12 protein-coding genes, 11 tRNA genes and 3 rRNA genes are annotated in these 22,067 nt (G+C 42.7%); 3 read left to right on the forward strand and 23 right to left on the reverse strand.

The features are described 5' to 3' along the window. Window positions 1-15: 15 nt before the first annotated feature. The 8 genes from ihfA to BG00_RS13155 form a co-directional block, all read right to left on the reverse strand. Window positions 16-312 carry an integration host factor subunit alpha gene (gene ihfA, locus BG00_RS13120; protein WP_008114070.1) on the reverse strand — a complete coding sequence of 99 codons (297 nt, stop codon included), beginning with the start codon at window positions 310-312 and terminating at the stop codon, window positions 16-18. Between the two features lie 2 nt (window positions 313-314). Beyond that, window positions 315-2,702: a phenylalanine--tRNA ligase subunit beta gene (gene pheT, locus BG00_RS13125; protein ID WP_036983086.1), complete on the reverse strand. Its 2,388-nt coding sequence runs from the start codon at window positions 2,700-2,702 to the stop codon at window positions 315-317. A 15-nt stretch (window positions 2,703-2,717) separates the two neighbouring features. Next, a complete protein-coding gene (pheS, locus tag BG00_RS13130) occupies window positions 2,718-3,698 on the reverse strand; it encodes a phenylalanine--tRNA ligase subunit alpha (RefSeq protein ID WP_013464600.1) in 981 nt (326 codons plus the stop codon). An 82-nt stretch (window positions 3,699-3,780) separates the two neighbouring features. Then, complete coding sequence (gene hda, locus BG00_RS13135; RefSeq protein WP_171034748.1) at window positions 3,781-4,491, reverse strand: DnaA regulatory inactivator Hda; 711 nt, start codon at window positions 4,489-4,491, stop codon at window positions 3,781-3,783. Further along, entirely contained in the window at window positions 4,491-5,546 is a 1,056-nt protein-coding gene (locus tag BG00_RS13140) for a DUF2066 domain-containing protein (protein WP_036983088.1), read from the reverse strand. Before BG00_RS13140 ends, hda begins: the two co-directional genes overlap by 1 nt. 881 nt (window positions 5,547-6,427) lie before the next feature. Beyond that, a 5S ribosomal RNA gene (gene rrf, locus BG00_RS13145) occupies window positions 6,428-6,542 on the reverse strand. Window positions 6,543-6,737: 195 nt separating this feature from the next. After that, window positions 6,738-9,624 (reverse strand): 23S ribosomal RNA (locus BG00_RS13150). Between the two features lie 294 nt (window positions 9,625-9,918). Beyond that, window positions 9,919-11,452, reverse strand: a 16S ribosomal RNA gene (locus tag BG00_RS13155). Together the 16S, 23S and 5S rRNA genes form the textbook arrangement of a ribosomal RNA operon. A 637-nt stretch (window positions 11,453-12,089) precedes the next feature. On the opposite strand from BG00_RS13155, the gene BG00_RS13160 reads away from it, so the two are divergent. Beyond that, entirely contained in the window at window positions 12,090-13,508 is a 1,419-nt protein-coding gene (locus BG00_RS13160) for an alanine/glycine:cation symporter family protein (RefSeq protein ID WP_036983090.1), read from the forward strand. A gap of 707 nt (window positions 13,509-14,215) precedes the next feature. Here BG00_RS13160 and BG00_RS13165 read toward each other — a convergent pair. From BG00_RS13165 to BG00_RS13235, 15 genes are all read right to left on the reverse strand, one after another. Then, window positions 14,216-14,302 (reverse strand) — tRNA-Leu (locus BG00_RS13165). Window positions 14,303-14,339: 37 nt separating this feature from the next. Further along, window positions 14,340-14,413: transfer RNA gene (locus BG00_RS13170), tRNA-Cys, on the reverse strand. An 18-nt stretch (window positions 14,414-14,431) separates the two neighbouring features. After that, window positions 14,432-14,507: transfer RNA gene (locus BG00_RS13175), tRNA-Gly, on the reverse strand. Window positions 14,508-14,572: 65 nt separating this feature from the next. After that, window positions 14,573-14,659, reverse strand: a tRNA-Leu gene (locus BG00_RS13180). A 37-nt stretch (window positions 14,660-14,696) separates the two neighbouring features. Next, a tRNA-Cys gene (locus tag BG00_RS13185) sits at window positions 14,697-14,770 on the reverse strand. Between the two features lie 18 nt (window positions 14,771-14,788). Next, a tRNA-Gly gene (locus tag BG00_RS13190) sits at window positions 14,789-14,864 on the reverse strand. Between the two features lie 65 nt (window positions 14,865-14,929). Then, window positions 14,930-15,016: transfer RNA gene (locus tag BG00_RS13195), tRNA-Leu, on the reverse strand. A gap of 39 nt (window positions 15,017-15,055) precedes the next feature. Next, window positions 15,056-15,131, reverse strand: a tRNA-Gly gene (locus BG00_RS13200). A gap of 66 nt (window positions 15,132-15,197) precedes the next feature. Further along, a tRNA-Leu gene (locus tag BG00_RS13205) sits at window positions 15,198-15,284 on the reverse strand. A 36-nt stretch (window positions 15,285-15,320) separates the two neighbouring features. Next, window positions 15,321-15,394 (reverse strand) — tRNA-Cys (locus BG00_RS13210). A gap of 28 nt (window positions 15,395-15,422) precedes the next feature. Next, a tRNA-Gly gene (locus tag BG00_RS13215) sits at window positions 15,423-15,498 on the reverse strand. Between the two features lie 138 nt (window positions 15,499-15,636). Then, entirely contained in the window at window positions 15,637-16,182 is a 546-nt protein-coding gene (gene pgsA, locus BG00_RS13220) for a CDP-diacylglycerol--glycerol-3-phosphate 3-phosphatidyltransferase (RefSeq protein ID WP_013464594.1), read from the reverse strand. A gap of 42 nt (window positions 16,183-16,224) precedes the next feature. Continuing rightward, the gene (gene uvrC / locus BG00_RS13225; RefSeq protein WP_036983092.1) at window positions 16,225-18,048 is read right to left on the reverse strand and encodes an excinuclease ABC subunit UvrC; all 1,824 of its coding nucleotides are present in this window, start codon (window positions 18,046-18,048) and stop codon (window positions 16,225-16,227) included. Window positions 18,049-18,057: 9 nt separating this feature from the next. Further along, complete coding sequence (gene uvrY / locus BG00_RS13230) at window positions 18,058-18,708, reverse strand: UvrY/SirA/GacA family response regulator transcription factor (RefSeq protein WP_013464592.1); 651 nt, start codon at window positions 18,706-18,708, stop codon at window positions 18,058-18,060. Window positions 18,709-18,875: 167 nt separating this feature from the next. After that, entirely contained in the window at window positions 18,876-20,027 is a 1,152-nt protein-coding gene (locus BG00_RS13235; protein WP_036983096.1) for a dicarboxylate/amino acid:cation symporter, read from the reverse strand. A gap of 377 nt (window positions 20,028-20,404) precedes the next feature. On the opposite strand from BG00_RS13235, the gene cysK reads away from it, so the two are divergent. Together cysK and BG00_RS13245 are read left to right on the forward strand one after the other, a co-directional pair. After that, window positions 20,405-21,373 carry a cysteine synthase A gene (gene cysK, locus BG00_RS13240; RefSeq protein WP_013464591.1) on the forward strand — a complete coding sequence of 323 codons (969 nt, stop codon included), beginning with the start codon at window positions 20,405-20,407 and terminating at the stop codon, window positions 21,371-21,373. A 145-nt stretch (window positions 21,374-21,518) separates the two neighbouring features. After that, window positions 21,519-21,968 (forward strand): hypothetical protein, encoded by a 450-nt coding sequence (locus BG00_RS13245; protein WP_036983098.1) that lies wholly within the window; start codon window positions 21,519-21,521, stop codon window positions 21,966-21,968. Window positions 21,969-22,067 lie beyond the last annotated feature (99 nt).

Consider the following 22,067-nt stretch of genomic DNA (forward strand, 5'->3'; position numbering starts at 1 on the left):
CGCTGCCTTTTTGTTTTATTTTTTGCTTGTGCCTACTTCGACACGGGTTTTTAACTTTTGCCCCGGTCTAAAGGTAACCACGCGACGTGCTGAAATTGGGATATCTTCTCCCGTTTTCGGGTTACGTCCCGGCCTTTCTTTCTTATCTCGAAGATCAAAGTTACCAAATCCAGAGAGCTTAATCTGCTCGCCTTTTTCAAGCGCTGAGCGGATTTCTTCAAAAAACGCTTCAACTAAATCTTTGGCATCTTTTTTATTGATCCCGAGCTTTTCAAATAGGTGTTCAGCTATGTCGGCTTTAGTAAGCGCCATATCTAGTCCCTCAACGATGCATTAAACTGTTCGGCCAGTGCGGCCACCACGTTATCAACTACCTGATTGATATCTTTCTCTTCGAGTGTTCTATCAACCGCTTGCAGTGTTAGAGCAATCGCCAAACTCTTATAATTTGGCTCAATACCTTTGCCCTTATACACATCGAATAAGTTTAGGTCAACCAATTGATTTCCGCCAACTTTTCCGATGACGTTTAAAATATCACCTATTTTAACGCTGTCTTGTACTAAAATCGCGATGTCGCGGCGATTTGATGGGAATTTAGACACCCCTACAGCCTGCGGTAAATTTCTTTTTTCTAACGCTGACATTTCAATTTCAAACACAAAAGTAGCGTTATTGATATCTAACGATTTTTGCGCCTGAGGGTGTAATGCACCAAAGAAACCTACTTTTTTACCATCAACATAAATAACGGCTGATTGACCAGGATGAAGGCCATCTGATTGCTCGGCTTTAATTTCAAAGCGGCTAACATCGTTGGTAATTGCAAGTAATGCTTCAACATCCCCTTTTAGGTCGTAAAAATCAACGTTACGTTTTTCTTCAACCCAATGTTCGCCATGCACAAGCCCGGTAATAACACCACCAATAACCGGCACTTGGTAAACGCCATTTTCTGCGCTTTCATCGCTGATAAACTTAAGGCCGTGTTCAAATAAGCGAATACGTGGTTGCTGGCGGTTTTGGTTATAGGCAACAGAAGCTAATAAGCCAGGCATTAAACTTACACGCATCGCTGACATTTCAATTGAAATTGGGTGCGGCAATACCAATGCGTTACACTCTGGATGTAAAATAGCTTGCGCTTTAGGATCAACAAAACTGTAAGTAATGGCTTCTTGATAGCCACGAGTTACTAGCGCATTACGAAAACGGCTCAGGGCAACAGTTGACTCATCATGTGTGGTCATTTTAAGTTTTGCAGTTGGTGCCACATTAGGAATACTGTTATAACCGTAAACACGTGCTACTTCTTCAATTAAATCTTCTTCAATACGAATATCAAAACGGTAGCTTGGTACATCAGCGCTCCAGCTATCATTATCAAATTTAACATCAAGACCTAAACGCGTAAGTATATCGGTTACTTTAGCATCGTCAATGTGATGACCAATAACACGGTCTAAACGTGAACGACGTAAACGCACTTCAGTTACTTTTGGTAACTTATCAGCAGCAACCGCTTCAACGATTGGACCTGCGTTACCACCTACAATCTCCAGAAGTAACGCTGTAGCGCGCTCCATGGCATCGTGTTGTAGTGCAAAGTCGACCCCACGCTCATAGCGATGAGATGCATCAGTGTGCAAACCATAGCTACGTGCTTGTCCTGCAATAGCCACTGGGTTGAAGAATGCGCTTTCTAGTAAAATATCTGCTGTTTTTTCAGTAACACCCGATTGCTCACCGCCAAAAATACCAGCAATGGCTAGCGCTTTATGATGATCGGCAATCACTAATGTCGATTCATTTAATTTAGCCGTATTACCGTCTAATAAAACCAGCTCTTCACCTGGGGATGCACTACGTACTTTAATTCCACCTTCAATTGCATTTAAATCAAATGCATGCATTGGGTGACCAAGCTCTAGTAATACAAAGTTAGTCACATCAACAACCGGATCGATTGAACGTACACCACTACGACGTAGCTTTTCAACCATCCATAATGGCGTCTCAGCGTCTAGGTTAATGCCTTTGATAACACGCCCTAAATAGCGAGGACAGGCATCATCGTTAACCAACTCAATAGATACTTTGTCTTCAATTGTCGGGGTTACCGCTGGAATGCTTAATGTATTTACATCAATACTGTTAAGTACGCCGACTTCGCGGGCAAGCCCTTTGATACCTAAACAGTCGCCACGGTTAGGTGTTAAATCTACGTCAATAATGTTGTCATCAAGCGCTAAATATTCGCGTAAATCGGCACCAATAGGCGCATCAAGTGGCAATTCCATAATGCCATCGCCTTCTTCACTAATACCTAGCTCATCAAACGCACATAACATGCCGTGTGAAGGCTGACCACGAAGTTTGGCTTTTTTAATTTTGAAATCGCCTGGTAACACTGCGCCAACAGTGGCAACTGCAACTTTAATACCTTGGCGACAATTTGGTGCACCACATACGATATCCAGTAGCTCATCATCACCAACATTAATTTTTGTTACACGTAGTTTATCTGCATCTGGGTGCTGGCCACACTCAACCACTTCACCTACCACAACGCCATTAAATTTGGCTGCTGCCGGCTCAACGCCATCTACTTCTAAACCAGCCATTGAAAGCTGTTCCGAAAGAGCTTGCGTATCAATTGCAGGATTTACCCACTCTCTTAACCACTTTTCACTAAATTTCATTTTATCTCTTCACTCTTAACGGAACTGGTTTAGGAATTTTAAGTCATTTTCGAAAAACGCACGTAAATCGTTTACGCCGTAACGCAACATGGTTAAGCGCTCAACACCCATACCAAAAGCGAAACCTGTGTATTTTTCAGGATCGATGCCTACAGACTTAAGTACGTTAGGATGAACCATGCCGCAGCCTAATACTTCTAACCATTTACCGTCTTTACCCATCACGTCCACTTCTGCTGAAGGCTCTGTAAACGGGAAGAATGAAGGACGAAAACGAATTTCCATGTCTTCTTCAAAAAAGTTACGTAAAAAGTCATGTAAAATACCTTTAAGCTCAGTGAAGCTTACATCAGTATCAACCATCAACCCTTCCACCTGATGGAACATAGGCGTGTGTGTTTGGTCGTAATCGTTACGGTATACACGCCCTGGCGAAATAATACGCAGTGGCGGTTGCTCAGTTTCCATAGTACGAATTTGTACACCACTGGTTTGAGTACGTAAAACCAACTTAGGATTAAAGTAAAAGGTATCGTGATCGGCGCGAGCAGGGTGATGCTCTGGTATATTTAACGCATCAAAGTTATGAAAATCATCTTCAACTTCAGGGCCTGATTTAACAGCAAACCCAAGTTCACCAAAGAAGCTTTCAATACGCTCAATGGTGCGAGTCACTGGGTGCAAACCACCCGATGGCATAACACGCCCTGGTAAAGTTACATCGATTGTTTCTGCCGCTAGTTTTTCTTCTAATGCTTTACTTGCTAACAATTCACGCTTGTCATTAATCGCAACTTGCACGTCTTGCTTAGCTTGGTTAATTACTTGGCCTGCTTCTTTACGTTCTTCAGGGGCAATTTTACCTAACGTTTTAAGTAAGCTGGTAATTTCGCCTTTTTTACCAAGATAGTTAACCCTGATCTCTTCTAGCTGCGCGATTTCACTGGCACTGGCTACCGCCTCAAGTGCTTGCGCTAATATGTTTTCTAAGTTCATTCGATACCTGATCTTTCACAGAAGGTGATTACAATTTAGTTAGCTAATGATAACTGAAAGCAGGGTCTAGATTCTAGACCTACTACAGCTTTAGCGTTGATTTTATAAAAGGAATAGTCAATTTTCGTTGTGCAGCCATGGATGCGTGATCTAATTTGTCTAATACATCCAATAAAGCACGCATATCACGACTCAAACGGGTTAATAAAAATCGCGCACATTCATCGCTCAATTCAAGCCCACGCATATTTGCCCGCTTAACCAGCGCTTGTGCTTTATCATCGTCACTCATAGAACGAATTTGAAACGTAGTGCCCCACTTTAAACGTGATTCTAAGTCGGGCAAGCTAATATTAAGCATGTTTGGCAGTAAATCGGCAGTCACTACCAGCATTTTATTGGGCTCATTAAAGCGATTAAAAAAGTTAAATAACGCTTTTTCCCATGCATCATTGCCTGCTACCAAGTGCACATCATCAATACACAATACATCCAATGCTTCAAGCCCATCTAAAACCATTGGTCCAAAATGAATGACCTCGCGCATGGAAAGCAGCATATTAGATAAGCCACGCTCTTGTGCCTGAATACAAGTGGCATATAGTAAGTGAGATTTACCAGAATCTCCTAAGCCACACAAATAGGTATACTGAAAAGAGTGAACAAGCTTAGAAAAGCTATCTTTGAGATGATTTACCTCGAGTGAGTCCTCACCGCCAAAGTAGGATGCAAATGTTTCATCGTCCGGTAAAGTAACCGGCAATGCCATTTGTATTGGCTCTTGAGTCAGCATTAATCTACAACCCATTGATACTCTAGGCTTTGCTCATCAACTATGTGATAAAAAGCACGAGGATCAACATAGTCTTTAAAGGCGTTATCCAGGCCAAGGGCTTTTTTAAGGTCACTCACAGTCCCCGTATGATGAAGCTCAAACTCAACCGAATCGGGTGTTTTGCGTAAAATAACAGCTTGAGTTACTACGCTTAGATTCATTAAGCGGCGCTTAGCCAACTCAATATCAACAAAGCTCTCAGTCCCTTTTAAAGTTAAATTGGCAGTACGCTGCTCATAATAAGCATTAGGATCAATCGCATATTCACCAGCTAAACCTTGTGCTAAATCATCAATCATTTGCGCAACTATTTGCTGTCTATAGCCTGTGATACGGTTAGATTCAAACATCTCATCATTGGTAAAGCGCCAATCTAGTACCCAATTATCAGAGTTAAACGCTTGATACATTCTAGCAGTAATACTTCGCTCAGCACTGTAGCGTTTAGATGCCTCTTCTACAGGCCCAGAAAAATTTCCCCAAACTTCAGGGACACCAACAAGCCGTCTGTCTTGTAAATCGAGTAGAGGCACAACAACCGGCAAACCGCGGCGACTTGCTTTGTCGTAAATCAGTTGCTCTAATTGCGGATAACTCTCTTGAGTAACCAGCTCTCGCTGCCTGTTATCTTCAATGCCTAACCAGATAGCAACCAGTGGACGTTGAGCTCCCCACAACGGCAAATTAAGATCTTTTATTAGTGCATTGATCTTTCGCGCTTCAAATTTAACTAGTAACTTAAGCGTTCCGGGAATACGCTCATCGTATTCAAATTTCAGCATATAATCAGATATATCTTTGGTGCGTTGCTGTGCTATCTGATTTTCATCTGCACTTTTATCACCACTCACTTTTACTAGTACGTTAAGAAGCGCTTTGCGACTAGCGTCTAAACGCGCATCACGAGATTTATCTTCTACAACCAAAATATCTTGATATAGATCAGTTACTTCAACTGCAGATACAGAAACACAAAAGAAAATGGATAAGGCGCTAATTAATAATCTATACACAGGCAAATCATTCTTGGTTTTAAACTGTTTTGATCCTAAATCAAAGCCACTAACAAAGCAAAATTATATTTTTACAGTGAATAAAGCTGCTGGTTAAGTCGAACTTTCTTGTATTAAGAGTCGCTGCGCTACTTCGTAGCGACAACGCAGTAGAATGTCGTAGTGCCCACAGCGGTAGAGAGCCACATAGCAAATGTATAGAGTCGTCATTAGGCGCTTATTATTTTCCTTTTACCTGATGCCTTTTACCTTTCACCTTTCACCTGCGTTTTTACTTTTCTGCAGACGTAAAAAACCCGCTACATTGCTGTAACGGGTTTCTCTTATTTGGAGCCTGGTAATGTCGTGGTGCCCACAGCGGTAGAGAGCCACATAGCAAATGTATAGAGTCGACATTAGGCGCTTATTATTTTCCTTTTACCTGATGCCCTTTACCTTTCACCTGCGCTTTTACTTTCCTGCAGACGTAAAAAAGCCCGACTATTGCTAGTCGGGCTTTCTCTTATTTGGAGCCTGGTGATGTCGTGGTGCCCACAGCGGTAGAGAGCCACATAGCAAATGGGATACTATCATTGGTCGGGGCTCGCCTTCGAGCTGTTTCGTTTCACTACTGAGTTCGGCATGGGCTCTTGGCTATTTTTATTACATCCCAAACAGCAAAAAACCCGTCACATTACTGTAACGGGTTTCTCTTATTTGAAGCCTAGTAGTGTCGTGGTGCCCACAGCGGTAGAGAGCCACATAGCAAATGTATAGAGTCGGCATTAAGCGCTTATTATTTTCCTTTTACCTGATGCCCTTTACCTTTCACCTACGTTTTTACTTTCCTGCAGACGTAAAAAAACCCGCTACATCACTGTAACGGGTTTCTCTTATTTGGAGCCTGGTAATGTCCTACTTTCACATAGCAAATGCTACACTATCATCGGCGCTGTTTCGTTTCACTACTGAGTTCGGCATGGGGTCAGGTGGGTCCAAAACGCTATTGTCACCAAGCAAATATGGTGCAAAGGATTAATGACAAAGCACGTAGTGCTTACATTTCCTTTGCGCAAGGTGCCTCAATGTTAACGCTACGCGCTAAGAGCCACCTCATAAATTTGGAATTTCTGATAATAAAGTTTTCAGTAATCTACTTTAGTTATATTAACTTCTTGCTTAAACTGTCACATAAAACGCGTTTGGCGTTGTATGGTTAAGCCTCACGGGTAATTAGTACAAGTTAGCTTAATGGCTCACACCACTTCCACATCTTGCCTATCAACGTTGTAGTCTTCAACGGCCCTTCAGAGACTTTAAAAGTCTAGTGAGAACTCATCTCGAGGCCTGCTTCGCGCTTAGATGCTTTCAGCGCTTATCAGTTCCGAACGTAGCTACCGGGCAATGCCATTGGCATGACAACCCGAACACCAGCGGTTCGTTCACTCCGGTCCTCTCGTACTAGGAGCAACCCCTCTCAATTCTCAAACGCCCACGGCAGATAGGGACCGAACTGTCTCACGACGTTCTAAACCCAGCTCGCGTACCACTTTAAATGGCGAACAGCCATACCCTTGGGACCGACTTCAGCCCCAGGATGTGATGAGCCGACATCGAGGTGCCAAACACCGCCGTCGATATGAACTCTTGGGCGGTATCAGCCTGTTATCCCCGGAGTACCTTTTATCCGTTGAGCGATGGCCCTTCCATTCAGAACCACCGGATCACTATGACCTACTTTCGTACCTGCTCGACGTGTCTGTCTCGCAGTTAAGCTGGCTTCTACCATTACACTAACCGTACGATGTCCGACCGTACTTAGCCAACCTTCGTGCTCCTCCGTTACTCTTTGGGAGGAGACCGCCCCAGTCAAACTACCCACCAGGCACTGTCCGTAACCCCGATTCAGGGGCCAACGTTAGAACATCAAAACTACAAGGGTGGTATTTCAAGGACGACTCCACAAAAACTAGCGTCTCTGCTTCTAAGTCTCCCACCTATCCTACACATGTAGGTTCAATGTTCAGTGCCAAGCTGTAGTAAAGGTTCACGGGGTCTTTCCGTCTAGCCGCGGGTACACAGCATCTTCACTGCGATTTCAATTTCACTGAGTCTCGGGTGGAGACAGCGTGGCCATGGTTACACCATTCGTGCAGGTCGGAACTTACCCGACAAGGAATTTCGCTACCTTAGGACCGTTATAGTTACGGCCGCCGTTTACCGGGGCTTCGATCAAGAGCTTCTCCGAAGATAACCCCATCAATTAACCTTCCGGCACCGGGCAGGTGTCACACCGTATACGTCATCTTGCGATTTTGCACAGTGCTGTGTTTTTAATAAACAGTCCCAGCCACCTGGTCACTGCGGCTCCCGTCCGCTTAGAGAGCAAGTCTCATCACAGATAGGAGCGTACCTTCTCCCGAAGTTACGGTACGATTTTGCCTAGTTCCTTCACCCGAGTTCTCTCAAGCGCCTTAGTATTCTCTACCTGACCACCTGTGTCGGTTTGGGGTACGATTCGGTATAATCTGAAGCTTAGAGGCTTTTCCTGGAAGTATGGCATCAGCAACTTCATCACCTTGGTGACTCGTCTCGTGTCTCAGCCTAACAGCAACCCGGATTTACCTAAGTCACTAGCCTACACACTTTCACATGGACTACCATCGCCATGCTTGCTTAGCCTGCTCCGTCCCCCCATCGCAATTATACCAAGTACGGAAATATTAATCCGTTTCCCATCGACTACGCCTTTCGGCCTCGCCTTAGGGGTCGACTTACCCTACCCTGATTAACATGGGATAGGAACCCTTGGTCTTCCGGCGTGCGGGTTTTTCACCCGCATTATCGTTACTCATGTCAGCATTCGCACTTCTGATACCTCCAGCATGCCTCCCGGCACACCTTCAACGGCTTACAGAACGCTCCCCTACCACTCAAAATAAATTTTGAATCCGCAGCTTCGGTGCATAGTTTAGCCCCGTTACATCTTCCGCGCAGACCGACTCGACCAGTGAGCTATTACGCTTTCTTTAAAGGATGGCTGCTTCTAAGCCAACCTCCTGGCTGTCTGGGCCTTTCCACATCGTTTCCCACTTAACTATGACTTTGGGACCTTAGCTGGCGGTCTGGGTTGTTTCCCTCTTCACGACGGACGTTAGCACCCGCCGTGTGTCTCCCGGATAGTACTTTACGGTATTCGGAGTTTGCAAAGGGTTGGTAAGTCGGGATGACCCCCTAGCCTTAACAGTGCTCTACCCCCGTAAGTATTCGTCCGAGGCTCTACCTAAATAGATTTCGGGGAGAACCAGCTATCTCCCGGTTTGATTAGCCTTTCACTCCTAACCACAGGTCATCCCCTAACTTTTCAACGTTAGTGGGTTCGGTCCTCCAGTTGATGTTACTCAACCTTCAACCTGCCCATGGCTAGATCACCGGGTTTCGGGTCTATACCTTGCAACTATTCGCCCAGTTAAGACTCGGTTTCCCTACGGCTACCCTAATCGGTTAACCTCGCTACAAAATATAAGTCGCTGACCCATTATACAAAAGGTACGCAGTCACCCAACAAGTCTGCTCCTACTGCTTGTACGTACACGGTTTCAGGTTCTATTTCACTCCCCTCACAGGGGTTCTTTTCGCCTTTCCCTCACGGTACTGGTTCACTATCGGTCAGTTGGGAGTATTTAGCCTTAGATGATGGTCCACCTATATTCAGTCAAAGTTTCACGTGCTCCGACCTACTCGATTTCACTTAGAATGCGTTTTCATGTACGGGACTATCACCCTGTATCGTGGCACTTTCCAGAGCCTTCCATTAACACATAATAAGCTTAAGGGCTGTTCCGATTTCGCTCGCCGCTACTCTCGGAATCTCGGTTGATTTCTTTTCCTACGGGTACTTAGATGTTTCAGTTCTCCGCGTTCGCCTCGTTAACCTATGTATTCAGTTAACGATACCTGCAAGCAGGTGGGTTTCCCCATTCGGAAATCCTAGTCTCAAGTGCTTTTTACTAGCTTGACTAGGCTTATCGCAAGTTAATACGTCCTTCATCGCCTCCAACTGCCAAGGCATCCACCGTGTACGCTTAGTCACTTAACCATACAACCCAAACGGGTCTTTGTTTTGTGACAGTTTAACTTCGCCAGAAGTTAATATTGAATACTAAAGTAGATACCAATCAACAAACGAAACGTTCATTAAATGGCACTGAATGATACTGCTATCATTCTTTTTTACTTTTGAAAACTCTGTACAAATAACATTGTTATTCATACGAATTTTATTATCAGCTTTTCCAAATTTTTAAAGAGCATATTAATTAGTTAAGCCAGTGGCTTAGCTAACTAACAATCATCTGTGTGGACACTACGAACAAATAAGTTCTAAATCGTATAAGGAGGTGATCCAGCCCCAGGTTCCCCTAGGGCTACCTTGTTACGACTTCACCCCAGTCATGAATCACTCCGTGGTAAACGTCCTCCCGAGGGTTAGACTATCTACTTCTGGAGCAACCCACTCCCATGGTGTGACGGGCGGTGTGTACAAGGCCCGGGAACGTATTCACCGCGTCATTCTGATACGCGATTACTAGCGATTCCGACTTCATGGAGTCGAGTTGCAGACTCCAATCCGGACTACGACGCACTTTAAGTGATTCGCTTACTCTCGCGAGTTCGCAGCACTCTGTATGCGCCATTGTAGCACGTGTGTAGCCCTACACGTAAGGGCCATGATGACTTGACGTCGTCCCCACCTTCCTCCGGTTTATCACCGGCAGTCTCCTTAGAGTTCTCAGCATTACCTGCTAGCAACTAAGGATAGGGGTTGCGCTCGTTGCGGGACTTAACCCAACATCTCACAACACGAGCTGACGACAGCCATGCAGCACCTGTATCAGAGTTCCCGAAGGCACCAAACCATCTCTGGTAAGTTCTCTGTATGTCAAGTGTAGGTAAGGTTCTTCGCGTTGCATCGAATTAAACCACATGCTCCACCGCTTGTGCGGGCCCCCGTCAATTCATTTGAGTTTTAACCTTGCGGCCGTACTCCCCAGGCGGTCTACTTAATGCGTTAGCTTTGAAAAACAGAACCGAGGTTCCGAGCTTCTAGTAGACATCGTTTACGGCGTGGACTACCAGGGTATCTAATCCTGTTTGCTCCCCACGCTTTCGTACATGAGCGTCAGTGTTGACCCAGGTGGCTGCCTTCGCCATCGGTATTCCTTCAGATCTCTACGCATTTCACCGCTACACCTGAAATTCTACCACCCTCTATCACACTCTAGTTTGCCAGTTCGAAATGCAGTTCCCAGGTTGAGCCCGGGGCTTTCACATCTCGCTTAACAAACCGCCTGCGTACGCTTTACGCCCAGTAATTCCGATTAACGCTCGCACCCTCCGTATTACCGCGGCTGCTGGCACGGAGTTAGCCGGTGCTTCTTCTGTCAGTAACGTCACAGCTAGCAGGTATTAACTACTAACCTTTCCTCCTGACTGAAAGTGCTTTACAACCCGAAGGCCTTCTTCACACACGCGGCATGGCTGCATCAGGCTTGCGCCCATTGTGCAATATTCCCCACTGCTGCCTCCCGTAGGAGTCTGGGCCGTGTCTCAGTCCCAGTGTGGCTGATCATCCTCTCAAACCAGCTAGGGATCGTCGCCTTGGTGAGCCATTACCTCACCAACTAGCTAATCCCACTTGGGCCAATCTAAAGGCGAGAGCCGAAGCCCCCTTTGGTCCGTAGACATTATGCGGTATTAGCAGTCGTTTCCAACTGTTGTCCCCCACCTCAAGGCATGTTCCCAAGCATTACTCACCCGTCCGCCGCTCGTCATCTTCTAGCAAGCTAGAAATGTTACCGCTCGACTTGCATGTGTTAGGCCTGCCGCCAGCGTTCAATCTGAGCCATGATCAAACTCTTCAATTAAAAAGTTTTATGTCTTTCGACAGCTCAATGAATTCTGAATTTATTTAATATCTTTCGATATTGAATTGACTGTGCTGAATAATTACTAAAAGTAACTATTCTGTTGGTCACTCAGTTTCTCTTTCGAGAAATCACATTGAGACTCTAAATTTGCTTGCCTCGTTACTTGCTCAATAAAGAACGAAGTAGCTTGGCTGTTAGAACTCAATCTGTACGAGTGCCCACACAGATGATTGCTTTATATTGTTAAAGAACGTTGCGATTAAAGCGTTTAACTTTACCTCGCTAGGGCTGCGCATATTACGCTTTCCTATTTTTTTGTCAACACTTAATTTTGTTAAACTTGAAAGTTTTCTAAACTAAGTTTTACTCAACTCACTGATTAGCTCGTGCCTCGCTATGCGTTGGCGTTACCCGTCTCAGTGGGGTCGCATTATAGGGAGAATCAATTTTAACGCAAGCGTTTTTAAACGCTTTTTTGCATTTAATTTTTACCCCAAAGATACCCGACCTAGACACACATGATACCCACAAAACCCTGTGGATAACTCATTTTTTTATGCTGTTTACTAAACTATTTACTGTGCTTATGGTAAGTTGCGCCCGATATTTACAACTCGTTCACTAGGTAACGCACATGACAGATATAATAAATAGTATAAGTGGTCTCTTATGGGGTCATATTTTAGTGTACTTATTAATAGCAGCAGGGTTATTTTTTACCATACGCCTTGGTTTCATCCAATTTGTACAATTCCCACACATGATTAAAGTTATGTTTCAGAGTCGCCAAGGGTCAGATGGCGGTATTTCCTCTTTCCAAGCATTTTGTACTTCTTTAGCAGCCCGTGTCGGTACTGGTAATATGGCAGGTGTTGCCGTTGCGCTTTATTTAGGTGGTGCAGGTGCTATTTTTTGGATGTGGTTAATTGCTTTAATTGGTATGGCTACTAGCTTTGCTGAAAGTACATTGGCACAAGTTTATAAAACTCGAGATGAAGAAGGTAACTTCCGTGGTGGTCCGGCCTATTATATGGAGTACGGACTTGGCAAGCGTTGGATGGGTGTTGTCTTTTCATTGTGCTTAATTTTAGCCTTTGGTTTAGTTTTTAACGCAGTACAGTCAAATTCTATTGCTGCGGCTTTTGAAGTCGCCTTTGGTATCCCTAACTATATAGTCGGTATCGCTCTTGTAATTGGTTCAGGTATTATTATATTTGGCGGTCTGAAAACAATTTCTCGATTTGCTGAATTAGCCGTTCCATTTATGGCTGCTGCTTACCTTATGGTTGCACTTTATATATGTGCTGTAAATTACACTGAATTACCTGATGTATTTATGCATGTGATTAGAAGTGCCTTTGGTCTTGAACAAGCTGGTGCCGGTGCAATTGGTTATGGGGTGATGCAGGCGATGATCCAAGGGATCAAACGCGGCTTGTTCTCAAACGAAGCCGGTATGGGTAGTGCTGCGAATGCTGCAGCAACGGCAACGCCAAACCCACCTCACCCTGCTTCACAGGGGTATGTACAAATGCTGGGTGTATTTGTAGATACTATTATTATTTGTACTGCAACTGCTGCTCTTATTTTATTATCAGAACAGTTAGTACCAGGCTCTGATGTAACGGGTATAGCACTTACACAAGCAGCGCTTGAGGAGCATGTTGGTAGCTGGGGCGCAATATTTGTTGCAGTCGCTATTTTGTTTTTTGCTTTTACATCAATAGTAGCTAACTATTCTTATGCAGAAACGAACTTATTATTCTTAGAGCATAACCACGCATCTGGCATGTTGATCTTCAGGTTATTAGTGTTAGGTATGGTAATGTTTGGTGCATTGGGCGAATTACCACTAGTGTGGACATTAGCTGATGTATCTATGGGCTTAATGGCAATAGTGAACGTAATCGCATTATTTATGCTCTCAGGTGTTGTCGTGTGGCTTGCTAAAGATTATAACGCTCAGCGACGCGTCGGAAAGTTACCGACGTTTGATCCAAGTAAGAACGACAAACTCAATAAAACTATTCCAAAAGGTATTTGGCATAAATAATTAGTTTTTATACTTCAAGTTAAAACCCGAAACGGCCATTGTTATTTCGGGTTTTTTATTGATTTAACTTTAATCTTAAAGTTACTGATAACAGTAGCCACTTATAAATTACTAATGCGAAGATAGACGTTATTAAAGCCGCCCAACCTGCCTATAAGCTCACCTTATCCAAACATTATAAGCATCCTACAAGTAAATTTAATAACCTATGTAGTAGGTCTCATGCTTATAACGACATCCCTGCTTAGGTTTATATACATTACTGCATAACCATAATAACTAACACTGCGCTTATTATACCAATCCGCAATAATACTCAATCATTTTGCGGGGCTAAACGTGTCGCTATCTGTGTTAAAAAATTCTCATTTAGAACAACTAAATAGCGAATTTTTTGCCTAGCTATCAACCCGTTTTTCCTGCCTCAAAATAGACCGCTTAATTAAGCGAATTGGTATTAAAGAGTCTAGTTTATGATTTAGCTAACGAGCTACACTCTGGGTTAATTTGTAAAAAGTCTGAAGTGATCAGTGACAGTCTATTGATGAGCCAAGAGTATGTATCAGCCCTTGCAACAAAACACGAGCTCTTAAGGTGTTGAACAAAAAGTTATTGCTAACAACAGGGGGTGGTAAATTAGTGTGCTTAGTGGGGTTTAGTAATAAAAATGTGATGATTTAATTGGGTGTTATAGAAATAACGTAAAGTGGTGCCCGAGGCCGGACTTGAACCGGCACGACTTGTTAGTCGAGGGATTTTAAATCCCTTGTGTCTACCAATTCCACCACTCGGGCATCGAGTTTGCTAATTAAAGCGTGTGGAGTCATTATTTGGAGGCGGAACCCGGAGTCGAACCGGGGTAAACGGATTTGCAATCCGGTGCATGGCCACTCTGCCATTCCGCCTAAACATATCAAATAATTTGGAGCGGCACACGAGGCTCGAACTCGTGACCTCGACCTTGGCAAGGTCGCGCTCTACCAACTGAGCTAGTGCCGCATAATATTAATTCTAAATAATTTTTTCATAAGTTACATATTGGTGTATGTAACCAAACCACAAAGTGGTGCCCGAGGCCGGACTTGAACCGGCACGACTTGTTAGTCGAGGGATTTTAAATCCCTTGTGTCTACCAATTCCACCACTCGGGCATCGAGTTTGCTAATTAAAGCGTGTGGAGTCATTATTTGGAGGCGGAACCCGGAGTCGAACCGGGGTAAACGGATTTGCAATCCGGTGCATGGCCACTCTGCCATTCCGCCTAAACATATCAAATAATTTGGAGCGGCACACGAGGCTCGAACTCGTGACCTCGACCTTGGCAAGGTCGCGCTCTACCAACTGAGCTAGTGCCGCATAATATTAATTCTAAATAATTTTTTCATAAGTTACATATTGGTGTATGTAACCAAACCACAAAGTGGTGCCCGAGGCCGGACTTGAACCGGCACGACTTGTTAGTCGAGGGATTTTAAATCCCTTGTGTCTACCAATTCCACCACTCGGGCATCGAGTTTGCTAATTAAAGCAAGTGGATAAAACTAATATGGAGCGGCACACGAGGCTCGAACTCGTGACCTCGACCTTGGCAAGGTCGCGCTCTACCAACTGAGCTAGTGCCGCATCATATTAATTCTAAATAAGATTTTTTATAAGTTACATATTGGTGTATGTAACCAAACCACAACGTGGTGCCCGAGGCCGGACTTGAACCGGCACGACTTGTTAGTCGAGGGATTTTAAATCCCTTGTGTCTACCAATTCCACCACTCGGGCATCGAGTTTGCTAATTAAAGCGTGTGGAGTGTTGATTGGAGGCGGAACCCGGAGTCGAACCGGGGTAAACGGATTTGCAATCCGGTGCATGGCCACTCTGCCATTCCGCCTCAATACTAGGTTAGCTTTGAGATAAACTGGAGCGGCACACGAGGCTCGAACTCGTGACCTCGACCTTGGCAAGGTCGCGCTCTACCAACTGAGCTAGTGCCGCTTTGTTTATCTAGGGGCTATGCCCTCTCAACACGGACGCATTCTACAGAGATTATTAAACGCGTCAACACAAAAAATGCTACTTTTGAACTGTTTGATTATTTTTTATCTAAAATGGTGCGTTATTAGACGTTTACAATCAATTTTTGGTCAATTCTGCCCATGCTGCAACTAAATATTGCACCATAGAGCTAAGCGTTAAAAACGTCGCTATGTAAAGTAAGCCATAGCTTAAATACATCATCCAGGTATCGTACTGCCAAATTAGGCCAATAATGGCTAACATTTGCGCTGCGGTTTTTAATTTACCCATATCGGACACAGCTACATTGCCGCGTTTGCCTTGCTCAGCCATCCATTCTCGTAGCGCCGATATAACAATTTCACGGCTTATAATAATAAGCGCAGGAATAGTCATATACAAAGATTGATAATGCTCAGATAAAGCAACCAAGGCAGCGCACACCATTACTTTATCAGCAACAGGGTCTAAAAACGCACCAAAAGGCGTTGATTGTTCAAGCTTACGCGCTAAATAGCCATCGAGTATGTCTGTGATTGAAGCAAGCCAAAAAATAAAGGCAGCAACAAAGAATGCCCATGAATAAGGCATATAAAATATCACCAAAAAAATGGGGATAAGAAAGAGTCTAAACGTTGTGAGTGTGTTTGGAATATTCCACATAACTACTTGGATATGTCTTTTTTTCTATATTCGCACATAGGGCTAGCCCTTGTCATGCAAATGGTTAAATATCTTCTCAGCCATGTCAGGACTGATCCCAGGAACTTTCTTTAGCTGTTCTATATTAGCAGCTTTTACGCCTTGCATGCCCCCTAAATATTTTAATAATGTTTGTCGACGCTTGGAACCAACGCCATCTATTTCTTCTAATAACGACTGAGTACGTTGTTTTTGGCGCTTGTTACGGTGCCCTGCAATTGCAAAACGATGGGATTCATCGCGAATATGCTGAATCAAATGCAGTGCGGGTGCATCAGAATCCATAGGTATAGTTTTACGCCCGCCGTCAATAAGTAAAGTTTCAAGGCCTGGTTTACGGCTAGTGCCTTTTGCAACCCCAACTAATAGTGGCATTTTTGCATGCGGCCAGTTTTCAAAGTATTGTTCTGCCCTACCTAATTGGCCTTTACCACCATCAATAAAAATAACATCAGGAATTTTCTCCTCATCAACCAACTTGTTGTAACGTTTGTTTAGTGCAAACTCCATAGCGGCGTAATCATCACCACCGGTAATACCGGTCACGTTATAACGACGATACTCTTTATTGTTAGGGCCTTGAGAATCAAATACAACACAACTGGCCACGGTGTTTTCACCCATGGTGTGACTGATATCAAAACATTCCATGCGATTAATGTCATCAAGACGCAAGGTAGCCTTTAATTGCGCATAACGCTTGTTTATAGAGTCTTGAGTGCTTTGCTTAACCGTAATACTATTTAATGCGTTTTTATTGGCTAACTGTAAGTACTGTGCTCGCTCACCACGAGTAACCACTTTAAGCGATACTTTACGTTCACTAATTTGAGTTAGTGCTTCGCTGAGCGCATCACTTTCTTCTATTTCAAATGGTAAGATGATTTCTTTGGCAATGCGCCCTGTTGCTCCCGGTGCTAAGTAATATTGGCCTAAGAAAGAGGTTAAGATTTCCTGCTCCTGTGAGTCTTTAGGCACCTTTGGAAAATAAGTTTTACTACCCAGCACTTTATGATCACGGATCATTAATAGATGAATCCCATTTAAGCCATTTAAATGAGCAAAACCTACAACATCCATTTCAGCAAAATTACCTGAGATAGACTGCTGCTCCTGCATTTTACGCAATAGCATAATTTGGTCGCGAACTTTAGCTGCGAGTTCAAAATTAAGCTGCTCACTGGCTTTTTCCATTTTAGCGATAAGATCAGCTATTACTTCATGGGATTTACCGGTTAAAAATTTACGGACATAATCAACTTGCTGCGCGTATTCATCTTCAGAGACTTTATTAACACACGGCGCAGAGCAACGTTTTAATTGGTATTGCAAGCATGGCCGACTACGCGCACGGTAGTAGGCGTCTTCACATTGGCGTACCGGAAATATTTTTTGCATTAAGCGCAAACTTTCTGAAACCGCCCCCGCGCTTGGAAACGGACCAAAATATTCACCTTTTACTTTTCTGCTACCACGATGAAAGGCTAAGCGAGGATGCTTATGATTAGTGAGCAGTATATAAGGGTACGACTTATCATCACGTAACAGAATATTATAACGTGGCTGATATTTTTTAATCAGGTTGTTTTCGAGCAGTAAAGCTTCTGTCTCTGTATTAGTAAGTGTGACTTCAATATTACAAATATTACTCACTAAAACACGGGTTTTACTGTCGGTAATGTTGCTGCGAAAGTAACTGCTCACCCGCTTTTTTAAACTTTTAGCTTTACCGACATAGATAACTTGGTTGTCATTATCGAGCATGCGATAAACGCCAGGCTCACTCGATAATGTTTTTAAAAACTGGGCATGATCAAATTCAGACATATATATCGACTAGTAAGAGATATCTATATCAATCATTTTGTAACGTATGGCTAAATGAGTAAGCTCTACATCGCCTCCTACGTTAAGCTTTTCAAACATACGATAACGATAACTGTTTACTGTTTTAGAGCTTAAATTTAAGCGCTCAGCAATATCCTGTGCTTTTTCACCTTTGGTGATCATTAGCATTATTTGTAGTTCACGCTCAGACAAACTTTGAAATGGGTTTTCATCGGTACGCCCGGTTACCTGTGCAAGTGCAATCTGTTGCGCTATTTCTGGCGCAATATAACGTTGCCCTGCATGCACGCAACGTATAGCACGCACCATTTCATCAGATCCTGCCCCCTTGGTTAAAAAACCATGAGCACCAATTTGCATAACCTTACTTGGAAATGGGTCTTCACAATTAACTGTAAGCACAATAATTTTTACATCGGGACAATAACGGCAAACCTTTTTAGTTGCCTCAAGCCCGCCCATACCAGGCATGTTCATATCCATTAATACTATATTTGGCGCATGTTGACGACAAAACTGCACAGCCTCTTCGCCTGTTTTAGCTTCACCTATTACTTTAAAACCACGTATATCATCAAGAATACGTCTGATCCCTGTGCGCACAAGTTCATGGTCATCAACTAAAAGTACGTTAATCAATGGAACACCCTCACTAGCCTAATAAGATGCAAGTTAACAAAATTAATTCTCAACATTAGCATAGATACGACGAAACCATAACTAATATTATGCTTTCGTAATCGGTCTTTATGACCGATATGATTAAAAGCGTATTTACCTACAGCAGGTAAATACGCCCCAATGATTTATGCTGACGCCTTTTCACTAAAACGGTCTACCCATAAAGCAATAATACCATCGCCAGTTACATTACACGCAGTGCCGAAGCTATCTTGCGCTAGGTAAAGTGCAATCATTAGTGCCACCGCACCTTCATTGAAACCAAGCATGCTAGTTAATAAACCTAACGCCGACATTACCGCACCACCTGGGGCGCCTGGCGCTGCAATCATCACTACACCTAACATCATAATGAATGGCAACATAGCCATTAGTGAAGGTACTTCCATGCTAGGCGATAAAAACATTACAGCCATAGCACAGGTAACTATTGTAATTGTTGAACCTGACAAATGAATAGTGGCGCATAATGGCACTGTAAAGTTAGCTACATCCTCTTTAACGTTATTTGCTTTACTTGATTGCAAAGATACTGGAATGGTTGCCACGCTCGACATGGTTCCTAATGCAGTAAAGTACGCAGGTAACATATTTTTAATTAGCTCAATAGGATTACGCTTAAGTAATAGGCCTGAGGTAATGTATAAAACACTCAACCATAACCAATGCATCACTAACGCAGCAATAAGTACTACACCAAATGCTTGTAATGTATCAACAACGGTGCCTGCTACGGTCATTTCAGCAAATACACCTGCAATGTAAAATGGTAATGCCGGAATAATTACTTTTGAAAGTAAACCATCAATAATATCGCGCCCCTGATCCGACACAGTTTTTAATGTGTCTAAGCCAAGCTGGCTCATACCAATACCAAATACAAATGCTGTGACTAAAGCAGTCATTACACCCATTAATGGTGGAATTTCTAAGTCAATAAAGCTACCTACTTCGGTCACTGCTTCAGCTTCAAATGAAATACCGCCGCTTAAAAACGGAATAACCGCCGTCACTAATAAAAACGCTAAAGTACCAGCTATAATTGTTGAGCCATACGCAAAACCCACCGTTTTTCCCAGTAGATGCCCTGATCCTTTAGGAAGCCCGGCAATTCCAGAGGCAATAAAAAATAAAATAATCAGTGGAATTGTAAAACTAATAAGCTGGCCGATAAGTTCTTTTACTGTATATAAAAGCTCAACGCCAGTTAAGGGAATATAGAGCCCGACTAAGATACCGGCCACAATACCGGTAATTAATTTTAAAATTAACTTCATGGTGATTACTTTATTGAATTTAGATAATGTGTTTTTACCATGTTTTGAATAGTTTGTGTCAATAAACTGTTCAACCGCAGTTCATTTGCACAATTAACCGACAAAATATAAGTGTGTTGTGTTGATTTGTTTAAATAACGACTACATAAAGAAAAGATAAAGTACAAAGTTAAAAACGAACAAATGATTTCAAGTTCGCCTTTTTAATAACTAAAAAATTAACAGATTGAGTTTTTAGTTCAATCCGTTATAAGCGTAATTAATATATGTTATAGCCAAAGCTTACTTTAACTTTTTTTATCTCACAGTAAAGTAGGCTTATAAAGTTAACAGAATAGCTGTTAACGTGTTGATCAGATTGTACCTAAAGGAACATTATGTCTACTATTTTTGAAGATAACTCACTAAGCATCGGTAACACACCGTTGGTAAAACTTAACCGTGTTACAGGTGGGAATGTATACGCTAAAGTTGAATCACGAAATCCTAGCTTTAGTATTAAATGCCGTATTGGTGCATCAATGATTTGGGAAGCTGAAAAATCAGGTCAACTTACCAAAGACAAAGAACTTATAGAGCCAACATCAGGCAATACCGGTATTGCATTGGCATTTGTAGCTGCTTCTCGCGGTTACAAGTTAACGCTTACAATGCCAAACACCATGAGCTTAGAACGTCGTAAACTATTAAAGGCACTCGGTGCTAACCTAGTGCTCACCGATGGCGCTAAAGGCATGAATGGCGCTATTGCAAAGGCCAAAGAAATTCAAGCAGCAGACCCTGATAAGTTTATTTTGCTACAACAATTCGAAAACCCTGCAAACCCTAAAATTCACTTTGAAACAACAGGCCCAGAAATCTTTGATGCACTTGATGGCAAAATCGATTTCTTTGTTGCAGGTGTTGGTACAGGCGGAACTATCACAGGTGTAAGCCGTTATCTTAAAAAAGAAAAAGGCTTAAATGTAAAATCAATCGCTGTAGAGCCAAGCCACTCTCCGGTAATTAGCCAAACACTTGCTGGTGAAGAAGTAAAACCTGGGCCACATAAGATTCAAGGTATTGGTGCAGGCTTTATTCCTGGGAATTTAGACCTATCAATAATTGATGGTGTAGAGCAAGTCTCTAATGAAGAATGTATAGCAATGTGTCACGAACTAATGAAAAAAGAAGGGATTTTAGTTGGTATTTCATCAGGTGCGGCTGTGGTTGCAGCGAAACGTATTGCTGAGCGTCCTGAAAATGCAGATAAAAATATTGTGGTTATTTTGCCAAGTGCAACAGAGCGTTACTTATCAAGCCCGATGTTTGACGAAGAGTTTAGCGAACAAGAGCTTGTGCAATAATCAAGCGAACTGATTAAAAAAGGATGTTTTTTAACATCCTTTTTTATTGCTTTTTTAATAAGTTACTATCTATTTGGTCTACTCCTCTTTACATCTTCTCCATTCCATCACACACTTTATGTATAAGTAATCAACCTGACCAAATATGAAAACAATTTTAACCATTTTTGTACTCATATTTAGTATTTTGATCGTTGGCTGTAATGAAAATACTAGACCTAAAGAGCAGTACATTGACAATGATCGTCCAGGCGACACTGCTACTGTGTATTTTGATGCGCTTTATAACCAGCATAATTTGCAAAAAGCCTGCGATTTCGCAACGCCTAAATTAGCCCGCATAATGAAATCGTATGGGACGGCAAAACAATTTGCCCGTAGTCTTATTAATTTACAATTCGATGAAGTGGTAATTGAAATTGATATGTCAAATTCAAGCCTGCGAGAACAGTATGGCAATCAGGCTAAAATAAACATTGTATTTACCGGTTACTTAAATGGTAAAAAAATCGATGATTTCCGTAGTATCGAAATGCTTAAAATAAAAGGTAAGTGGTACGTAGATAAAATCATCGCCGATCCTTACGGGCGCTGATCAGTCATTCAGAGCCTTAGTAACGATAACCGTATATTCGAGCTTAAAAAATACAAAACATAAAAAAGCCTTAAATCATAAATTTAAGGCTTTTTTATT

Source organism: Pseudoalteromonas sp. SCSIO_11900 (genome assembly GCF_000576475.1).
GTDB lineage: Bacteria > Pseudomonadota > Gammaproteobacteria > Enterobacterales > Alteromonadaceae > Pseudoalteromonas > Pseudoalteromonas tetraodonis.